This is a genomic window from Alistipes finegoldii DSM 17242 (genome assembly GCF_000265365.1).
GTDB classification, from domain to species: Bacteria; Bacteroidota; Bacteroidia; order Bacteroidales; family Rikenellaceae; genus Alistipes; species Alistipes finegoldii.
Window position 1 is genome coordinate 1250639 of sequence record NC_018011.1, and the last position, 16828, is coordinate 1267466.

13 protein-coding genes are annotated in these 16828 nt (G+C 61.5%); 9 read left to right on the forward strand and 4 right to left on the reverse strand.

Annotated elements, in window-relative coordinates:
* Positions 1-45 precede the first annotated feature (45 nt).
* Positions 46-975, forward strand: a complete 930-nt coding sequence (locus ALFI_RS05640; RefSeq protein ID WP_009596739.1) for a glycosyltransferase family 2 protein — start codon at positions 46-48, stop codon at positions 973-975.
* 17 nt (positions 976-992) lie between these two features.
* Positions 993-1889, forward strand: a complete 897-nt coding sequence (locus ALFI_RS05645; protein ID WP_014775110.1) for an extracellular catalytic domain type 1 short-chain-length polyhydroxyalkanoate depolymerase — start codon at positions 993-995, stop codon at positions 1887-1889.
* 142 nt (positions 1890-2031) lie between these two features.
* Here the strand turns inward: ALFI_RS05645 and clpB are convergent, their stop codons facing one another.
* A complete protein-coding gene (gene clpB / locus ALFI_RS05650) occupies positions 2032-4629 on the reverse strand; it encodes an ATP-dependent chaperone ClpB (RefSeq protein ID WP_014775111.1) in 2598 nt (865 codons plus the stop codon).
* A gap of 339 nt (positions 4630-4968) precedes the next feature.
* Between clpB and dnaX the strand changes: the two genes are divergently transcribed.
* The 5 genes from dnaX (at position 4969) to ALFI_RS05675 (ending at position 11935) form a co-directional block, all read left to right on the forward strand.
* On the forward strand, positions 4969-7272 hold the full coding sequence (gene dnaX, locus ALFI_RS16490) for a DNA polymerase III subunit gamma/tau (RefSeq protein WP_014775112.1): 2304 nt from the start codon (positions 4969-4971) through the stop codon (positions 7270-7272).
* 131 nt (positions 7273-7403) lie between these two features.
* The gene (gene tyrS / locus ALFI_RS05660) at positions 7404-8702 is read left to right on the forward strand and encodes a tyrosine--tRNA ligase (RefSeq protein WP_009596737.1); all 1299 of its coding nucleotides are present in this window, start codon (positions 7404-7406) and stop codon (positions 8700-8702) included.
* 1 nt (position 8703) lies between these two features.
* Positions 8704-9057: a dihydroneopterin aldolase gene (gene folB, locus ALFI_RS05665; protein ID WP_009596750.1), complete on the forward strand. Its 354-nt coding sequence runs from the start codon at positions 8704-8706 to the stop codon at positions 9055-9057.
* Between the two features lie 52 nt (positions 9058-9109).
* The gene (locus ALFI_RS05670) at positions 9110-10459 is read left to right on the forward strand and encodes a sodium-dependent transporter (protein WP_009596751.1); all 1350 of its coding nucleotides are present in this window, start codon (positions 9110-9112) and stop codon (positions 10457-10459) included.
* Positions 10460-10510: 51 nt separating this feature from the next.
* Positions 10511-11935: a calcineurin-like phosphoesterase C-terminal domain-containing protein gene (locus ALFI_RS05675; protein ID WP_014775113.1), complete on the forward strand. Its 1425-nt coding sequence runs from the start codon at positions 10511-10513 to the stop codon at positions 11933-11935.
* Positions 11936-12198: 263 nt separating this feature from the next.
* On the opposite strand, the gene ribH is transcribed toward ALFI_RS05675, so the two are convergent.
* Together ribH and ALFI_RS05685 are read right to left on the reverse strand one after the other, a co-directional pair.
* Positions 12199-12729, reverse strand: a complete 531-nt coding sequence (ribH, locus tag ALFI_RS05680; protein WP_009596738.1) for a 6,7-dimethyl-8-ribityllumazine synthase — start codon at positions 12727-12729, stop codon at positions 12199-12201.
* Between the two features lie 8 nt (positions 12730-12737).
* Positions 12738-13421, reverse strand: a complete 684-nt coding sequence (locus tag ALFI_RS05685; protein WP_009596731.1) for a tetratricopeptide repeat protein — start codon at positions 13419-13421, stop codon at positions 12738-12740.
* 191 nt (positions 13422-13612) lie between these two features.
* Between ALFI_RS05685 and recF the strand changes: the two genes are divergently transcribed.
* Both recF and ALFI_RS05695 read left to right on the forward strand, forming a co-directional pair.
* Positions 13613-14959 carry a DNA replication/repair protein RecF gene (recF, locus tag ALFI_RS05690; RefSeq protein ID WP_014775114.1) on the forward strand — a complete coding sequence of 449 codons (1347 nt, stop codon included), beginning with the start codon at positions 13613-13615 and terminating at the stop codon, positions 14957-14959.
* Between the two features lie 14 nt (positions 14960-14973).
* Entirely contained in the window at positions 14974-15246 is a 273-nt protein-coding gene (locus ALFI_RS05695) for a DciA family protein (RefSeq protein WP_039939733.1), read from the forward strand.
* Between the two features lie 359 nt (positions 15247-15605).
* On the opposite strand, the gene ALFI_RS05700 is transcribed toward ALFI_RS05695, so the two are convergent.
* Positions 15606-16805, reverse strand: coding sequence for an OmpA family protein (locus ALFI_RS05700; RefSeq protein WP_014775115.1), 1200 nt, complete (start codon positions 16803-16805; stop codon positions 15606-15608).
* Positions 16806-16828 lie beyond the last annotated feature (23 nt).

Sequence of the window (16828 nt, forward strand, 5' to 3'; positions counted from 1 at the left end):
TGTAGCAAAAGATCGGTATCTTCGCAATAAATCAAACCGCTAAAAATGGCATCCGCAACCATCTCGGTCATCATACCCCTCTACAACAAGGAACGCGAAATCGGCGACACCCTGCGTTCGGTGCTAGCCCAGACGCTGCCCCCGGCAGAGATCGTCGTCGTGGACGACGGTTCGACGGACCGCAGCGCAGAAATCGTGCGCGGCATCCGCTCGCCGCTCGTGAAACTCGTCACGCAGCCCAACGCCGGCGAATGCGCGGCCCGCAACCGCGCCATCGCCGAATCGACGGGCGACTACATCGCCCTGCTGGACGCCGACGACACGTGGGAGCCGGGATTTCTGGAGGAGATCGCCGCGATGATCGCGGAGTTTCCGGGCTGCGGGGTCTACTCGACGGCCTTCAACATCGTCAGCCACGACGGGCGTTTCCCGGCCCGCACCCCTTCGGAACGCGGTGTGGTCGCCAACTTCTTCCGCGACTCGGCGCACCGGTACATCTCGATCCCGTCGGCCAGCGCAGTACCGCGCGCGGTCTTCGAGGCGGTGGGCGGATTCCCCGAAGGGATGAAGATCGGCGGCGACATGTATATGTGGATCAAGATCGCCCGCCGCTACGCGGTCTGCTTCTCGCCCAAGCCGCTGGCGAACTACTCGAAGGTCGCATCGAACCGCTCGGCGTCGAGCTACACGCCCGAACGGACGCGCTATTCGTTCGAGGAACTTTACGACCCGTCGGCGCCTGAGGAATACAACGAATTCGTGGCCCGCGCGGCATTGGGCAAAGCGCTCATCATCAGCGCCAAGGGCGGCACAAAAGAGGCGGCGCGCGCGGCGGAGTTTTTCGGCTACACCAAGACCTACCGCCGCACGCTGCGCAAGGTCCGCGTCCTCAACGCCCTGCCCCGCAGCTGGCGCGCTCCGCTGATCGGGCTATACAACAGTCTGGCATGGCGCATCGCCCGCAAGGGTCTGTAAATCGAATACTGCTGAAAATGAGACACCTGCTGAAATCCGCCGCGGCAAAGGGTTTTCTTCTTACGGCCCTTCTGCTCTTCGCGGCAAGCATCTGCCGGGCGCAGTCCGTGGCGCCGGAGACCCCGGATTACATCCTGCGTTCGGGCGGCATGGAGCGCACCTACAAACTGCACCTGCCCGCCGGCCTGCCGGAGAACGCCCCGCTGGTCGTCGTCCTGCACGGCTACGGCGGCAACAACAATCCCGACCGTTTCGCCATGAACGCCACGGCCGACCGCCACGGTTTCGCCGTCTGCTACCCGCAGGGCGCGAAAGACGGACGCGGCAAGAGCTGCTGGAACGTGGGATACCCCTTTCAGGCCGACATGACCGTCGACGACGTGCGGTTCCTGACCGAGCTGGTGCGCCATTTGCAGAAAAAGCACGGACTGAGCCGGCACAACGTCTTCTGCACGGGCATGTCGAACGGCGGAGAGATGTGTTACCAGCTGGCGGCGCAGCGTCCCCGCCTGTTCGCCGCCGTGGCGCCGGTTTCGGGACTGATGCTCGACTGGCTCTACAAAGCGGACCGGAGTACGGCGCCGGTTCCGCTCTTCGAAATCCACGGCACGGAGGACAAGACCTCGGCATGGCTGGGCGATCCGCAGAACAAAGGCGGCTGGGGAGCTTATCTGCCCGTGCCGCTGGCCGTACATTACTGGGCGGCGAAGAACCGCTGCACCGTCATGCAGACCGACACGCTGCCGGCAAAGGCCCCCGGCGGCCGCACGGTGATCGCGCACCGCTTCACGGGCGGCGCTGGGGGAAGCGAGGTGTGGCTTTACGAAATCGTCGGCGGCAAACACGCGTGGGGCGAGCAGGACATCGACACGGGCGAGGAGCTGTGGAAATTCTTCAGCAGGTTCGTAAAGTAGGCGGAACGTCTCCCGCAGGGCCGAAAGAGGAGTGCTCCGAACGCGGGCGGCAATAAAAAATGGTTCCGGAAAAATCCGGAACCATTTCGTTTTCAGGAAGCGGCGCATCCGAGACCCCGCTCCGGCGGTCTTGCGGCCGCTCTCAGTTGGCGAAGGTCAGGCCCTTGTCGTCGGCGCCGATCTTGATCGGTTTTTCGCGGTTGACGTCGCCGGCCAGAATCCGTTTCGAGAGTTCGTTGACGATGTAACGCTGGATCGTACGTTTGACCGGACGCGCGCCGTAGAGCGGGTCGTAGCCGGCGGCGGCGATCCATTCGCGCGCCTTGTCGCTGTATTCGAGGCGGATGCCGGTCTCGGCCAGCATCCGGCGCACGGCGCCCAGCTGGATGTCCACGATGCGCTCGATATCCCGGCGCGTCAGCGGCTCGAACATCACGATCTCGTCGATACGGTTCAGGAATTCGGGCTTCAGCTGCTGTTTCAAAAGGTCGATGACGTCCATCCGGGTCTTCTCGACCACTTCGGGCGCGAGCTTCTCGCCGCTGAACGCCGCCGCGAAATTCTCCTGAATGATATGCGATCCCATGTTCGAAGTCATGATGATGATCGTATTGCGGAAGTCCACCGTGCGGCCCTTATTGTCGGTCAGACGGCCGTCGTCGAGCACCTGCAGGAGAATGTTGAAGACGTCGGGGTGCGCTTTCTCGATCTCGTCGAGCAGCACGACCGAATAGGGCTTGCGGCGCACGGCTTCGGTGAGCTGGCCGCCCTCGTCGTAACCGACGTATCCCGGAGGCGCTCCCACCAGACGCGACACGCTGTGGCGCTCCTGATACTCGCTCATGTCGATACGCGTCATCATCGAGTCGTCGTTGAAGAGGAACTCGGCCAGCGCTTTGGCCAGCTCGGTCTTGCCGACGCCCGTGGTGCCGAGGAAGATGAACGAGCCGATCGGCTTGCGGGGGTCGTTCAACCCGGCGCGCGAACGGCGCACGGCGTCGGAAATGGCGGCGATGGCCTGCTCCTGACCGATGACGCGCCGGTGCAGCTCGTCCTCCATGTGCAGCAGTTTCTCGCGTTCGGAAGCCAGCATGCGCGTCACGGGGATACCCGTCCAGCGCGACACCACCTCGGCGACGTCCTGCGCATCGACCTCTTCCTTGATCATCGAGCCGTTGGCCGACGCCAGCTTGTACTCCTCCTGAAAGGCGGCGATCTCCTTTTCGGCCTCCTGAATCTTGCCGTAGCGGATTTCGGCCACCTTGCCGTAGTCGCCCTGCCGCTCGGCCTGCTGGGCCTCGATCTTCAGCTGCTCGATCCGGTCCTTGTTCTCCTGAATCCTCTTCAGCAGATCGCGCTGGCCCTGCCATTTGGCACGCATCTCGGCGTCTCTGGACTTCAGTTCCTCGATCTCCTTGGTGAGCTGCTCCACACGCTCCCTGTCCTTCTCGCGGCGGATCGCCTCGCGCTCGATTTCGAGCTGGCGCACACGCCGGTCGAGGGTGTCGATCTCCTCAGGCACGGAGTTCATCTCCAGACGCAGGCGCGAAGCCGCCTCGTCCACGAGGTCGATCGCCTTGTCGGGCAGGAAACGCGAGGTGATGTAGCGCGTCGAAAGTTCGACGGCGGCGACGATCGCCTCGTCCTTGATGCGGACCTGATGGTGGTTCTCGTAACGGTCTTTCAGTCCGCGGAGGATCGAAATGGCGTCTTCCTGCGTCGGCTCGTCGACCATCACCTTCTGGAAACGGCGTTCGAGGGCCTTGTCCTGCTCGAAGTATTTCTGATACTCGTCGAGCGTCGTGGCGCCGATGGTCCGCAGGTCGCCGCGCGCAAGCGCGGGTTTGAGGATATTGGCGGCGTCCATCGCGCCCGACGACTTGCCGGCGCCGACGAGGGTGTGGATCTCGTCGATGAACAGCAGTATTTCGCCTTCGCTGGCGACGACCTCCTGCACGACGGCCTTGAGCCGCTCCTCGAACTCGCCCTGATACTTGGCGCCCGCGATAAGGGCGCCCATGTCGAGCGAGTAGATCACCTTCGATTTCAGGTTTTCGGGCACGTCGCCGTCCACGATACGGTGGGCGATGCCCTCGGCGATGGCAGTCTTGCCCACGCCGGCTTCGCCGACCAGAATCGGGTTGTTCTTGGTGCGGCGCGAGAGAATCTGCAACACGCGCCGGATCTCCTCGTCGCGGCCGATCACCGGGTCGAGCTTGCCCGAACGGGCCTGTTCGTTGAGGTTGACGGCGTACTTGCCCAGCGCGTCGAACTGCTGTTCGGAGGTCTGCGAATCGACCGTCGCACCCTTGCGGAAGATACGGATCGCTTCGAGAAGCTCCTTCTCGGTGGCGCCGCTGCGCTTGAGGATGTCGGCCGCCTGTCCGCGTTCGGCCACGAGCCCCAGCAGAAGGTGTTCGACCGAAGCATATTTGTCGCCGAAGTTCTTGGTGAAGTCCACGGCGCGCTGGATCACCTTCGAGGTTTCCTGCGCAAAGAACTGCTCGCCGCCGCCCTCGACCCGCGGCAGGGAGCCGACGGCGCGCTGGGTTTCGTCGCGCAGTCCGCGCACGTTCACGCCGACGCGTCCCAGCAGGAACGTGGCCAGCGAATCGTCCTCGCGGATCAGCACCGCGAGCAGATGGAGCGGCTCGACAGCCTGCTGTCCGCGCTCCCGCGCAAGGTTGAGCGCTGCCTGCAACGCCTCCTGCGCCTTGATGGTCAAAGTGTTTATATTCATAATCGCAAAGTTAAATTTCACACGGTCCGATGGTTCGCGTCCGGGGCCGCAACCCGCGGCTTACCGCCGCGCATGCAAGTCCGACTCCCCCTCAAATCCCCGCCCGGCGGGGACTCGTCGCATTGCGACCGGATCGCAGACGCAAACCATTCGTCATCAACATCCGCAAAACACCTGCCAACCTCATTTTTCGGTCATTGTGTCATGTTTTGTCACAACACGCTGTCAAAATGCGCCAATTTGGCGCAACGGCGGACGGGCGCGCAGGGACGGCGGAGGGGACAATTTTTAATCCCGAATTTTCAAATCTTCGCTCATATTTCTTATCTTTGCGGAACTATGAGTGATTTTATCGTCAGCGCACGCAAATACCGCCCCGCGACCTTCGCCTCGGTCGTCGGGCAGAAACATATTACCTCGACGCTCAAAAACGCCATCGAGCGCGCCCAGCTGGCCCATGCCTACCTCTTCTGCGGTCCCCGCGGCGTGGGAAAGACCACCTGCGCCCGCATCTTTGCAAAGGCCATCAACTGCCTGAGCCCCAACGGCGCAGAAGCCTGCAACGAGTGCGAATCGTGCCGCTCGTTCAACGAGGGCCGCTCGCTGAACATCCACGAGCTGGACGCCGCATCGAACAACTCGGTGGAGGACATCCGCACGCTGATCGAGCAGGTGCGCATCATCCCGCAGGTGGGCCGTTACTCGGTATTCATCATCGACGAGGTCCACATGCTCTCGGCCGCAGCCTTCAACGCCTTCCTCAAGACGCTCGAAGAGCCGCCCGCACACGCCATCTTCATCCTCGCGACGACCGAGAAACACAAGATCATTCCGACCATCCTCTCGCGGTGCCAGATTTACGACTTCAACCGCATCCGCGTCGAGGACAGCGTCGAATACCTCAAATACATCGCCGGGCAGGAGAACATCTCGGCCGACGAAGAGTCGCTGAACCTCATCGCGCAGAAAGCCGACGGCGGCATGCGCGACGCCCTGTCGATGTTCGACAAGGCCGTGTCGTTCTGCGGCACGACGCTCGACTACCGCAACGTGGCCCAGACGCTCAACGTGCTGGATTACGACACCTATTTCAGCGTTACGGAGATGCTGCTCGCAGGCAACTACGTCGATGTGCTGGTCACGTTCGACACGGTGCTCTCGAAAGGCTTTTCGGGGCAGACCTTCACGGCGGGACTCAACCGCCACATGCGCGACCTGCTGATGGCCAAGCGCCCCGAAACGCTGCGGCTGATCGAAATGACCGGAACGCTGCTCGAACGATACCGGACGCAGGCGGGCGCCTGCAATGTCGAGTTCCTGTTCGGAGCCATCTCCATTCTGACGGAGCTCGACGGGAAGATCCGGCAATCGTCGAACCAGCGATTGCTCGTCGAGCTGGGCCTGATGAAGATCGCAGGACTCGGCCAAAAAAAAAATGACGATCTGACCTCCTCCGGGGAGTATTCCCTCCCCGCCCTCTCACCCCGTACGGCCGCAGGCGCGGCGGCGACTCCGACGGCTGCGGCACGACCCGCGCCGCAGCAGAGCGCGTCTACAGTTCAGGCGCAGACAGTTTCCGCGGCAGGGCAAGCGACGCCGGGTACGCCCCAGCCGGGTGCGGGAGCAACGGTGCAGGCCGCAGTTCGGCCGGAAGCAGGACAAACCGCGGTTCGACCGGACGCAGGACAGGCCGCAGCTCCACCGGCGGCAGGACAAACGGCACCGTCCGCAGTTCAGCCGGGAGCAGAACAAACGGGGCAAGGCTCTGTACGGCCGGAAGCAGGACCGGCGGCATCGGCCGGCATACCGCAGGTATCCGGATTTTCCGTACGCGGAGCTACGATGCAGACGGCGGGTCCGCAGGCAGCGGAAGTTTCCGCTCAGGACAACGCTCCGCAGGCTGCGGCAGCCGGACAAACGATACCGGGCGGAGCGGCGAATCCCGCGGCGCAAGGAGGAATGGCGAATCCGGCGATGCAGAGCGGGACACCAAACCCGACCGCGCAGGGAGGAGCGGCGGGACCGACGGTACTGGGCGGAACAGCGCATCCGACGGCACAAGGCGGAGCGGCCGTCCCGGCGGTGCAAACCGCAGGCGGAACAACCGCAGAAACGACTCCGCAGCCCGCACCGGCAAGACCCGCAGTGCAGACCGCACCGGCTCCGGCACGGCGTCCGCTCATATCGGGCGCTTCGCTCTCGGAACTGCTCGCCTCGGCGGGCAGCGATCCCGACGAAGAGCTTTCGGACGGCGAATCGCCCGACGAAGCCGAAGCCGCAACCGTCGATCCGGAGTGCGCCGAAAAGCTGGAGCACGCCCGCAGCAGGATACTGAACCTCATCAAGGAGAAACGCCCGCGCTTCGTGCCGGCCTTCGAGCTGATGACGTTCCGCGACAACACGATCTCGGTGAGCGTGCCGACGACCGAACTGCGCGAAGAGATTCTGCGCAGTAAGACGGGAATGCTGATGCGCATCGCCGAACTGGCCGGAATAGAGGGAATGATCGAATTGGAGGTCATCGTAAACGAGGAGATACGGGCGGTGCGTCCGATCAAACTCGAAGACCGGGTACGGTACATTACGGAGAAAAACCCGCTGGTGGCGGAGCTTCGCAAGGCGCTGGATCTGGAAGTGGAATAACGCACCCGACTTACGGCGCACGCCGCAGAACGGGTTCAGGCGAACGGCCGCAGACGGAGGCGCATGCAGACCGCCGGCACGACCGGCCGGACGCCGGACAATATTGATAATCAAGACAAAGAAACAATAAAATGGCAACAAAGAATTTCATCGAAGAACTCGAATGGCGCGGCATGATCCACACGATCATGCCCGGCGCAAAGGAACAACTCGAAAAAGAGATGACGACGGCCTATCTGGGCATCGACCCCACGGCCGACTCACTGCATATCGGACATCTGGTGGGCGTGATGATCCTCAAGCATTTCCAGATGTGCGGCCACCGTCCGCTGGCGCTCATAGGCGGCGCGACGGGCATGATCGGAGACCCCAGCGGCAAGTCGCAGGAGCGCAACCTGCTCGACGAGCCGACGCTCCGCCACAATCAGGAGGCGATCAAGCGGCAGCTCGCCAAACTGCTCGACTTCGAGTCGGACGCGCCGAATGCCGCCGTGCTGGTCAACAACTACGACTGGATGAAGGACATCTCGTTCCTCGAATTCATCCGCGACATCGGCAAGTGCATCACCGTCAACTACATGATGGCTAAAGACTCGGTCAAGAAGCGTTTCAGCGGCGAGGGCGACGGCATGTCGTTCACCGAATTCACCTACCAGCTGGTACAGGGCTTCGACTTCCTGCACCTCTACCAGACGATGAACTGCAAGGTGCAGCTGGGCGGCGCCGACCAGTGGGGCAACATCACCACCGGTACGGAGCTGATCCGCCGCAAGCTGGGCAGCGAAGCCGAGGCGTTCGCCATCACCTGCCCGCTCATCACCAAGGCCGACGGCACGAAGTTCGGCAAGACCGAGAGCGGCAACGTATGGCTCGACCCGCGCTACACCTCGCCCTACAAGTTCTACCAGTTCTGGCTCAACGTCAGCGACGAGGACGCCAAGCGTTACATCCGCATCTTCACGCTGCTGGACCGCGAGACCGTCGAGGCGCTGACCGCCGAACATGAAGCGGCGCCCCACCTGCGCATACTGCAGAAGCGGCTGGCGCAGGAGATCACCACGATGATCCACTCCAAGGAGGAGTACGAAAAGGCCGTCGAGGCTTCGGCGATCCTCTTCGGCGGATCGACCTCGGAGGCGCTGCGCAAACTCGACGAAGAGACACTGCTGCAGGTGTTCGAGGGCGTGCCGCAGTTCCGCATCGCCCGCGCCGAGCTGGGGCTGCCGTTCGTGGACCTCTGCGCCGAGAAGGCGCAGGTCTTCCCCTCGAAGGGCGAATGCCGCAAGATGGTGCAGGGCGGCGGCGTGTCGCTCAACAAGGAGAAGGTCGCCGACGCGGCGCGCGAGGTGACCGAAGCGGACCTGATCGCCGGCAAGTACCTGCTGGTGCAGAAGGGCAAGAAGAATTACTTCCTCCTGATCGCCGAATAAGATGGAGTACCGCATCGTTCTCTCGCGGATGGAGTTCCGGGCGCTGCACGGCTGCTACGAACTGGAACGCAAGGTCGGCAACCGTTTCACGGTCGATCTGGAACTGACGGCAGAGCTGGGCGACGCCGCCGTGCAGGACGACGTGCGCAAGACGGTCAATTACCTGACGGTCTACGAAGTGGTGCGGATGCAGATGCGCATCACGCAGCACACCATCGAACGGGTGGCGATGAACATCATCGAAGCGATTTACGCCGCCTTCGCGCAGGTACGGCATGTAAAATGCACCGTATCGAAACTGGCGCCGCCGCTGGGCGGAAAGCTTGAGAAGGTGAGCGTCGTGCTGGAGAAATAGGACGGGTGTGCGCCATGCGCGCACCCGTTTCCGATAATAAACAGGTTAGGTTATGCATCATAAGGAGAGTCGCGCCACGCTGGGTGGCAAATTGAGCGCCGTGCTCGTCGCGGCGGGCAGCTCCGTGGGGCTGGGCAACATCTGGCGGTTTCCGTACGTCGCCGGAGACAACGGCGGCGGAGCCTTTCTGATTATCTACATCCTCTGCGTACTGCTGCTGGGGCTGCCGCTGATGATCGCGGAATTCTCCGTGGGACGGGCGTCGCACCTCAATGCGGTGGGCGCCTACCGGAAGCTGAACCGCCGATGGAGTTTTCTGGGCTACAACGGCGTGCTGGCGGCATTTCTGATTCTGGGATTCTATTTCGTGGTTTCGGGATGGACGGCCGAATACATGGTACACTCCGCCACGGGCGAGATCGCCCGCTACTCTACGGCCGAGGAGTACAAAAACCTCTTCGAAACCTTCATCAGCAATCCGTGGCGGCCGGTTCTCTACACCTGTCTGTTCGTGCTGGCGACCCACTTCGTGATCGCGCTCGGTGTGCAGAAGGGCATCGAGCGTTCGGCCAAGATTCTGATGCCGCTGCTCTTCGTCATCCTGATCATCCTGTCGGTCCACTCGCTGCTGATGCCGGGCGGCGAAGCGGGACTGAAGTTCCTTTTCGCTCCGGATTTCTCGAAAGTGACGCCCACGACGGTGCTCGTCGCGCTGGGACAGGCGTTCTTCTCGCTCTCGATCGGCATCGGGACGATGGTCACCTACGCCTCGTATTTCAAGCCCGACACCAACCTGCGCCATACGGCGCTCAACGTCACGATCCTCGACACGCTGGTAGCCGTTCTGGCCGGCGTGGTGATCTTCCCGGCGGTATTCAGCGTGGGCATCGAGCCTTCGTCGGGTCCGTCGCTGGTGTTCATCACCCTGCCGAGCATCTTCAACGACATGCCCCTGAGCATGGTCTGGTCGTCGGTATTCTTCCTGCTGCTGGTCGTGGCGGCGCTTACCTCGACGATCTCGCTGCACGAAGTGGTGACGGTCTACCTGCATGAAGAGTGGCACCTGAGCCGCAAGACCGCGGCATGGCTGACGACCGCCGCAACGGCCGCGCTTGCATCGCTGGCGTCGCTGTCGCTGGGCGTGCTGAGCGGCTGGACGATCTGCGGACTTTCGCTTTTCGACTCGCTCGACTTCCTGACTGCCAACATCCTGCTGCCCGCGGGCGGATTCTTCACCTGCGTCTTCGTCGGCTGGAAACTCGACCGGCAGATACTCAGGGACCAGATCACCAACAACGGGGAGCTGAAATTCCGCATTTACGGCGTCTTCATCTTCCTGCTGCGCTACGTCTGCCCGGCCGTACTGCTGCTGATCTTCCTCGACAACCTCGGCGTATTTTAACGCCGGGCCGACGGCAATAGCAAAAACCTGAAACCAATAACAACCCGAACCATGAAACATCCGCTACTTCTACTGCTGATCTGCTGCGGGCTTTGCACCGCAGTTTCCGCCCGTCCGATCCGGGGAACCGTCAAATGCGGCGGCAGGCCGCTCGGCGGAGTCGCCGTGACGGACGGCTACACCTTTGCGCAAAGCGACGCGCAGGGGGCGTTCGCCCTCGATGCCGACGAGGAGGCGTTATTCATCAGCGTCGTAACCCCGGCGGGGTACATCGCACCGCTCAAAGAGGGCGTCCCGCAGTTTTTCCTCCCCTACACCCCTTCGGCCAAACGTTTCGACTTCGAACTGCAGGCGTGGCCCGGAACCGCGGCATGTTACGAACTGCTGGCCATCGCCGACCCGCAGCCCAAGACCGACGAGCATTTCGAACGGCTCCGCACCGAGATAATCCCGCCGCTGCAGGCCGCAACGGCCGCAAAAAAAGCGCAGGGAGTCAATCAGGCCGCGATTCTGCTGGGCGACATCGTATGGGACTCGCCGCAGTTGTTCGCCAAAGTCAGGGAGAAGTTCGCATCGCTCGGAATCCCCGTTTACGGCGTGATCGGCAATCACGACCACGACCTGAACAAATTCACCGACCGCGAAGCCACCGAAAACTACCGGTCGCATTTCGGCCCCACCTATTATGCCTTCGACATGGGCCGCACCCACTACGTCGTTCTCGACGACATCGTCTACCACGGCGCCCGCAAATACGACGAGCAGATAGACTCGATGCAGCTGCGCTGGGCGGCGGCCTACGCCGAACGTCTGCCGGCGGGTTCGCGCGTCTGCTTCGCGATGCACGCTCCGGCCATGAAGTCGTGGCGCGACGAACGCCGCGTCATGGAGTCGGCCGAAACCCTGATGGACGCCTTTGCTGGCCATGAAATCCATTTCATATCGGGACATACGCACATCAACTCGAATTTCGACATCCGCGAAGGCGCGATGGAACACAACGTGGCGCAGATATGCGGCAACCTCTGGCGGGACCCGATCAACCGCGACGGCACGCCCAAAGGCTGGCAGCTTTTCCGCGAATGCGGCGAGGATTTCGCGTGGACCTACCAGAGTCTGGAGATGCCCGAAGCCCGGCAGCTGCGCGTATGGGGTCCCGGCACGGCGGAGGACTACCCCGCTTCGGTGATCGCCAAGGTATGGAACTGGGATTCCTACTGGACGGTCGTATGGTATGAGGACGGCCGCTACCGCGGCTCCATGCAGCGCATCTGGTTCAACGATCCCGACTACATCGCCAACATCGACTCGCTGAAGGTCGCCGGGAAGACGGTATCCAAGTCGCAGCGGCCGCGCACGACGCACTTCTACTTCAAGGCCCGCCCTTCGGCGTCGGCCCGCGAGATCGAAGTCGTCGCCACCGACCGTTCCGGCCGCCGCTACTCGGAGCGCATAACGCTCCCGACAAAGGAATAGGACAAAAGACAGACAGGCCGCCGCAGACAGACAAGGCGGACGGCAAACAGACACGCAGACAAGGCGCTGCGGACAGACAAACCTGACACAGACAAAGGCAGACGCAGACAAATAAGGCTGACGGTAAACAAAGACCTATGCAGGCAGATAAGGCGGACGGCAAACAGATACACAGACCGCCGCTGCGAATGCGGCCGCCTGAGAACGAAAAAAACGGAGAGTCGTACAACTCTCCGTTTTTCATGTATCTGCATCGCTGCCGATCAGTTGATATTCCGCCGGTCGGGTTCGTGGTCCGGCGAAGCGGCTTCCATCTCGATCTGCAGTTTGACCATATTGACGGCCGTGGCGGCGGCTTCGTCGCCCTTGTTGCCGTGACGGCCTCCGCAGCGGTCCAAAGCCTGCTGCATGTCGTTCACGGTCAGCACACCGAAGGCGATGGGCATGTTCCACTGGATTTGCAGCTGCGTGATGCCCTGCGTAACGCCCTGACAGATAAAGTCGAAATGACGGGTATCTCCCTGAATGACGCAGCCCAGCGCGATCACGGCGTCCACGTCGGTATATTCGGCGAAGAACTGCGCGCCGAGGGCCAGTTCGAACGTCCCCGGAACATACTTGATCTGGATGTTCAGGTCGGGACATCCGGCGGCGCGGAGCGTCCGCACGGCGCCTTCGAGCAGAGCTTCGGTGACCTCGCGGTTCCACTCGGCCACGACGATTCCGAACCGCATGTCCGCGGCCGAAGGCAGGGGTGAGTCGAATTTGGAAAGGTTGTGATTCTTGGTCGCCATAGTCCCGGTTATTTCACGCTGCCGAGGAGCTTCTCCGCCTCACGCGCATCCGTCGATGCGGGATAGGAGGTCAGAATCTGCTCGTAAAATGCGGCTGCCTTTTCGTTGTTGCCCTGAGCCTGCTCGGCCAGACCCGCCTTGCGCAGGTACATCGGTGCCGTCAGGTTGTTGTCGGCGGCCTTGACGGCCTGCTCGTAGAATTTCACCGCCTTGGCGTAGTTCTGCTGCTCGACGGCGATGTCGCCCTGCAGGCCCAGATTCTGGGCGTTGATGAGCGCTCCGGGGATGCCCTTGACCGGCGAGTATTTCGCCAGATATTTGGCGGCGTTCTCCAGATCGCCCGTCTTCAGGTAGCAGATACCCGCATAGTGCTTGGCGAGGTTGCCCGAAGGCGTCGAACCGTACTCTTCGATCACGTCGAGGAAGCCGGCGCCGTTGGCGTCGCCTTCGAGTGCGAGCTGATAATCCGGATTCTGCTCCTCGAAACGGTACTGAGCCTCGGCGATCCGCTCGGCGGCTTTGGTGGCGCGAGGGGCTACGATCAGTGCGCGGTATCCGAAAATAAGGGCTGCAAGAACCAGCAATCCCAGAAAAATATACGCCATGTTACGGCCGTTTTTCTCGAAGAAAAGCTCAGTTCTGTTCATTGCTTCGCCGAGGGTCTCCTGCTCGGCTACATGCTGCTTTGCCATATGAAAAATATCTTGTTTTAGTTAAATTTCGGTATGTTAGTCTGCAAAGATACAAAACTATTCAGAATGTGCAATGCGCTGTCCGCTTTTTTTGTATCTTTACAAAAAACAGACGGCGCCCCGTACGGGCGGCACTTCGGCAAATCGCAAACAAGTTTGCATTTGCACTCACCTTGCATTATCTTTGGGCTATGTTTCTGAAGAAAATATCGCTGCTGAATTTCAAAAATATCGAACAGGCGGAGCTTGCCCTCTGCCGGGGCGTCAACTGTCTGGTAGGCGACAACGGAGCCGGCAAGACCAACGTCATCGACGCGGTCTACTACCTGTCGATGTGCAAGTCGTCGCTGCCCATGACCGACGGGCAGAGCATCCGCCACGGCGCCGACTTCTTCCTCGCCGAAGGGCAGTATCTCACCGACGGGGGAAAGAGCGAAAACATCGTGTGCTCCTTCTCGCGCAAAGGCGGCAAAGTGCTCAAACGCAACGGCAAGGAGTACGAACGGCTCTCGGACCACGTGGGGCTTGTTCCTGCCGTGATCGTATCGCCGGCGGACAGCGCCCTGATCAGCGACGCCTCGGACGAACGGCGCCGCTACCTCAACGCCTTCATCTCGCAGCTGGACCGGAGCTATCTGACCGCCGTGATGCGCTACAACGCCGTGCTGGCCGAGCGCAACCGGCTGCTCAAGAACATGCCCGACGAGACGATGCTGCAGATTTACGACATGCAGCTCGTCGAACAGGGCGAGCGGATTCACGCCCGGAGGCGGGAGTTCGCCGAGCGGCTGCAACCCGTGGCGGCGGAGTATTACCGCATACTTTCGGGCGACCGCGAGCAGGTCGAACTGCACTACAAATCGGAACTGAACGACCGTCCGTTCGGTGAGATTCTCCTCGCCGCGCGGCAGAAGGATCTGGCCAACGAGTTCACCACGTCGGGCATTCACCGCGACGATCTGGTGCTCAGGATCGGCGGCTACCCCTTGCGCAAATACGGCTCGCAGGGCCAGCAGAAGTCGTTCCTGATCGCCCTGAAACTGGCCCAGTACACGATAGTCGCGCAGGAGAAAGGCGAGAAGCCGATCCTGCTGCTCGACGACCTGTTCGACAAGCTCGACGCGGGGCGCGTGGAACAGCTCATACGGCTGGTGTCGGAAGATTCGTTCGGGCAGATCGTCATTACGGACTGCAACCCCACCCGTCTGCGCCGGATTCTGGACAAGGCCGGCGGGGCGTACTCCCTCTTCACGGTCGAAAACGGCGGCATCGGGCAGGAGACCGCAACGGCCGGAGCGCCGGCTTGCGGCGGGCAGCTTCCGGCCGAAGAGAGCACGAAGGAAGCAGCGGACCGAACGCGGCATGCCGGGCCGCAGGAGGCTGGGTCTGCGGAAGGAATCCGGACGGCAGCGGTGCAAGGCGAAGTTTCGGAGGATTTACGCAACGCGGCGTCCGCAGGCGAAAAATCCGGCGGACAGGACGCCTGCGTGACAGATACGGCAGACAAAACATCCGACGGAAAAGAGGGAGCGCGATGAGACGGACCAAGACGATGCTGATGGGCGACCTGCTGGAAGAGTTTTTCAAACGCCCCTATGTCGCGGCCAAAGTCGCCGAAGGAAAGCTGCCCGACACATGGCGCGCCGTCGTGGGCGACCGCGCCGCAGACTTCACCACGGAACTGAAGCTGGAAAACCACATTCTCTATGCCCGCATCCAGTCGAGCGTGCTTCGTTCGGAACTCTTCTACCAGCGCGAAGCGCTCAAGGAGGAGCTGAACCGGCGTTCCGGCGTCCGGATCGTCAATGCGGTGATTATCAGGTAGATTTCCGGTACGGAAGGAACGGAAGATACGGGAGGTACGAGAGATTCGGGAAATACCGGAGCAACGGCAAATAAGAGAGATAAGAACACGGCAGGCACGGAAAATACAGGAGATACGACAAAAATACGGACACACGAAAAGGCTGGGGCTAGGGCTGAGACTGAGACAGACTGAGACAGACTGAGACAGACTGAGACAGACTGAAACAGACTGACTGCCTGAGAAACACGGAAAATGCCGGGGCATACTTTCCGCCCCGCTCCGGATCACACAAAAAAAGGATGCGCCTGTAAAGGCGCATCCTTTTTTTTTATCCGGCCGGGCCGACCGGGCGAACCGGTCATTCCGTCCCGCGGGGATTACTGGATAATCGCGGCGCGGTTGGCGGCCTGAACCTTCTTGAAGGGATCGGGGGAGTTGCCCTTGCCCTCGTAATTCAACTGCTTGGGATTCACGCCCTTCGATACGAGGAAGTCGTAAACCCGCTTGGCGCGGTGCTCGGCGACGCGCTTGTTGCCGGCAGCGGTACCCGTCTGCTGGTCGGCGTGACCCACGATCTGGTAAACGGCATCCTTCGAGCCGCTCTTGATCTGCTCGGCGATCAGCTCCAGACGCGTCTTCTCCTGCGGCGTCAGCACCGACATGCTGTAATCGAAGAGAATGATCGAAGTGTCGGCCAAAGCGGCTTCGTCGGCGGCGACAACCGTTGCGACGGCAGCAGCTGCCGCGGCATCGGCGGCGGCGTTCTGAGCGGCGGCAGCCTGCGCCTGAGCGGCGGCGAGCTGCTGAGCCAGCTGGGCGTTCTCAAGCTCGGCGGCTTCGACAGCGGCCATGCTTGCGGCAACGGCGTCTTGGAACGCCTGAATGTCGGCGGCCGTATAGCCCGCTACGCCGCGCTGCCAGCCGCGCTTGTTAAAGCGGTAGGTGAAGCCCGCCGTAGCGCTGAAGCCGAACAGGTAGGAACCGTCCGTCTTCGCGGGGCATACGCGCGAAGGCGCCAGCATGCCTTTCAGCTCGATATTGAAGTCGAACGAACGCGACAAGCGGAACTTGTTGAGCAGACCGTAAGAGAATGCGAAAGCCTGATGCGTGCCGGTCATATTGTCCTCTTGGCTCTTGTCCGTGAAGTTCGTAGCCAGATAACCGAAGCCTACGAACGGCACCAGATAATAGGCCCGGTCGTCGCGGTAACCGCCCGCCCAGTTCGAGAAGTTAAGCATAAAGTCGGAATGCACGAAGAGGTAAGGCCACTTGAGTTTGCCCAGATCGGCGTCATAGTTGGCAAACTGACCGCCCTGCAGCTGCAGACGCATACCTACTACAGGATGCACCCATTTTACAAGCGAAAAGTTCGCTTCGAATCCGAGACGTTTTCCGAAAGACCCCGAATTGGAGCCGTTCGTCAGGGCAGTGCCTACACCGCCGCCCAGCGACATCTCCCAGTTATCCCAAAATCCATTGGACACAAAACCTGCAAAGCTCGGTTTTTTGGGCGTCTCCTGCGCCCATGCCGTCGTCGCGAATGCCACGACCGCAAGAATTAGAATAAGTTTTTTCATAGCTAACATTAGTTATTCCCAGT

Bases quoted from the DNA above. Each gene is read 5' to 3' on its own strand.
- ALFI_RS05640 (WP_009596739.1), top strand. From the start codon at position 46: ATGGCATCCGCAACCATCTCGGTCATCATACCCCTCTACAACAAGGAA.
- ALFI_RS05645 (WP_014775110.1), top strand. From the start codon at position 993: ATGAGACACCTGCTGAAATCCGCCGCGGCAAAGGGTTTTCTTCTTACG.
- clpB (WP_014775111.1), bottom strand. From the start codon at position 4,629: ATGAATATAAACACTTTGACCATCAAGGCGCAGGAGGCGTTGCAGGCA.
- dnaX (WP_014775112.1), top strand. From the start codon at position 4,969: ATGAGTGATTTTATCGTCAGCGCACGCAAATACCGCCCCGCGACCTTC.
- tyrS (WP_009596737.1), top strand. From the start codon at position 7,404: ATGGCAACAAAGAATTTCATCGAAGAACTCGAATGGCGCGGCATGATC.
- folB (WP_009596750.1), top strand. From the start codon at position 8,704: ATGGAGTACCGCATCGTTCTCTCGCGGATGGAGTTCCGGGCGCTGCAC.
- ALFI_RS05670 (WP_009596751.1), top strand. From the start codon at position 9,110: ATGCATCATAAGGAGAGTCGCGCCACGCTGGGTGGCAAATTGAGCGCC.
- ALFI_RS05675 (WP_014775113.1), top strand. From the start codon at position 10,511: ATGAAACATCCGCTACTTCTACTGCTGATCTGCTGCGGGCTTTGCACC.
- ribH (WP_009596738.1), bottom strand. From the start codon at position 12,729: ATGGCGACCAAGAATCACAACCTTTCCAAATTCGACTCACCCCTGCCT.
- ALFI_RS05685 (WP_009596731.1), bottom strand. From the start codon at position 13,421: ATGGCAAAGCAGCATGTAGCCGAGCAGGAGACCCTCGGCGAAGCAATG.
- recF (WP_014775114.1), top strand. From the start codon at position 13,613: ATGTTTCTGAAGAAAATATCGCTGCTGAATTTCAAAAATATCGAACAG.
- ALFI_RS05695 (WP_039939733.1), top strand. From the start codon at position 14,974: ATGCTGATGGGCGACCTGCTGGAAGAGTTTTTCAAACGCCCCTATGTC.
- ALFI_RS05700 (WP_014775115.1), bottom strand. From the start codon at position 16,805: ATGAAAAAACTTATTCTAATTCTTGCGGTCGTGGCATTCGCGACGACG.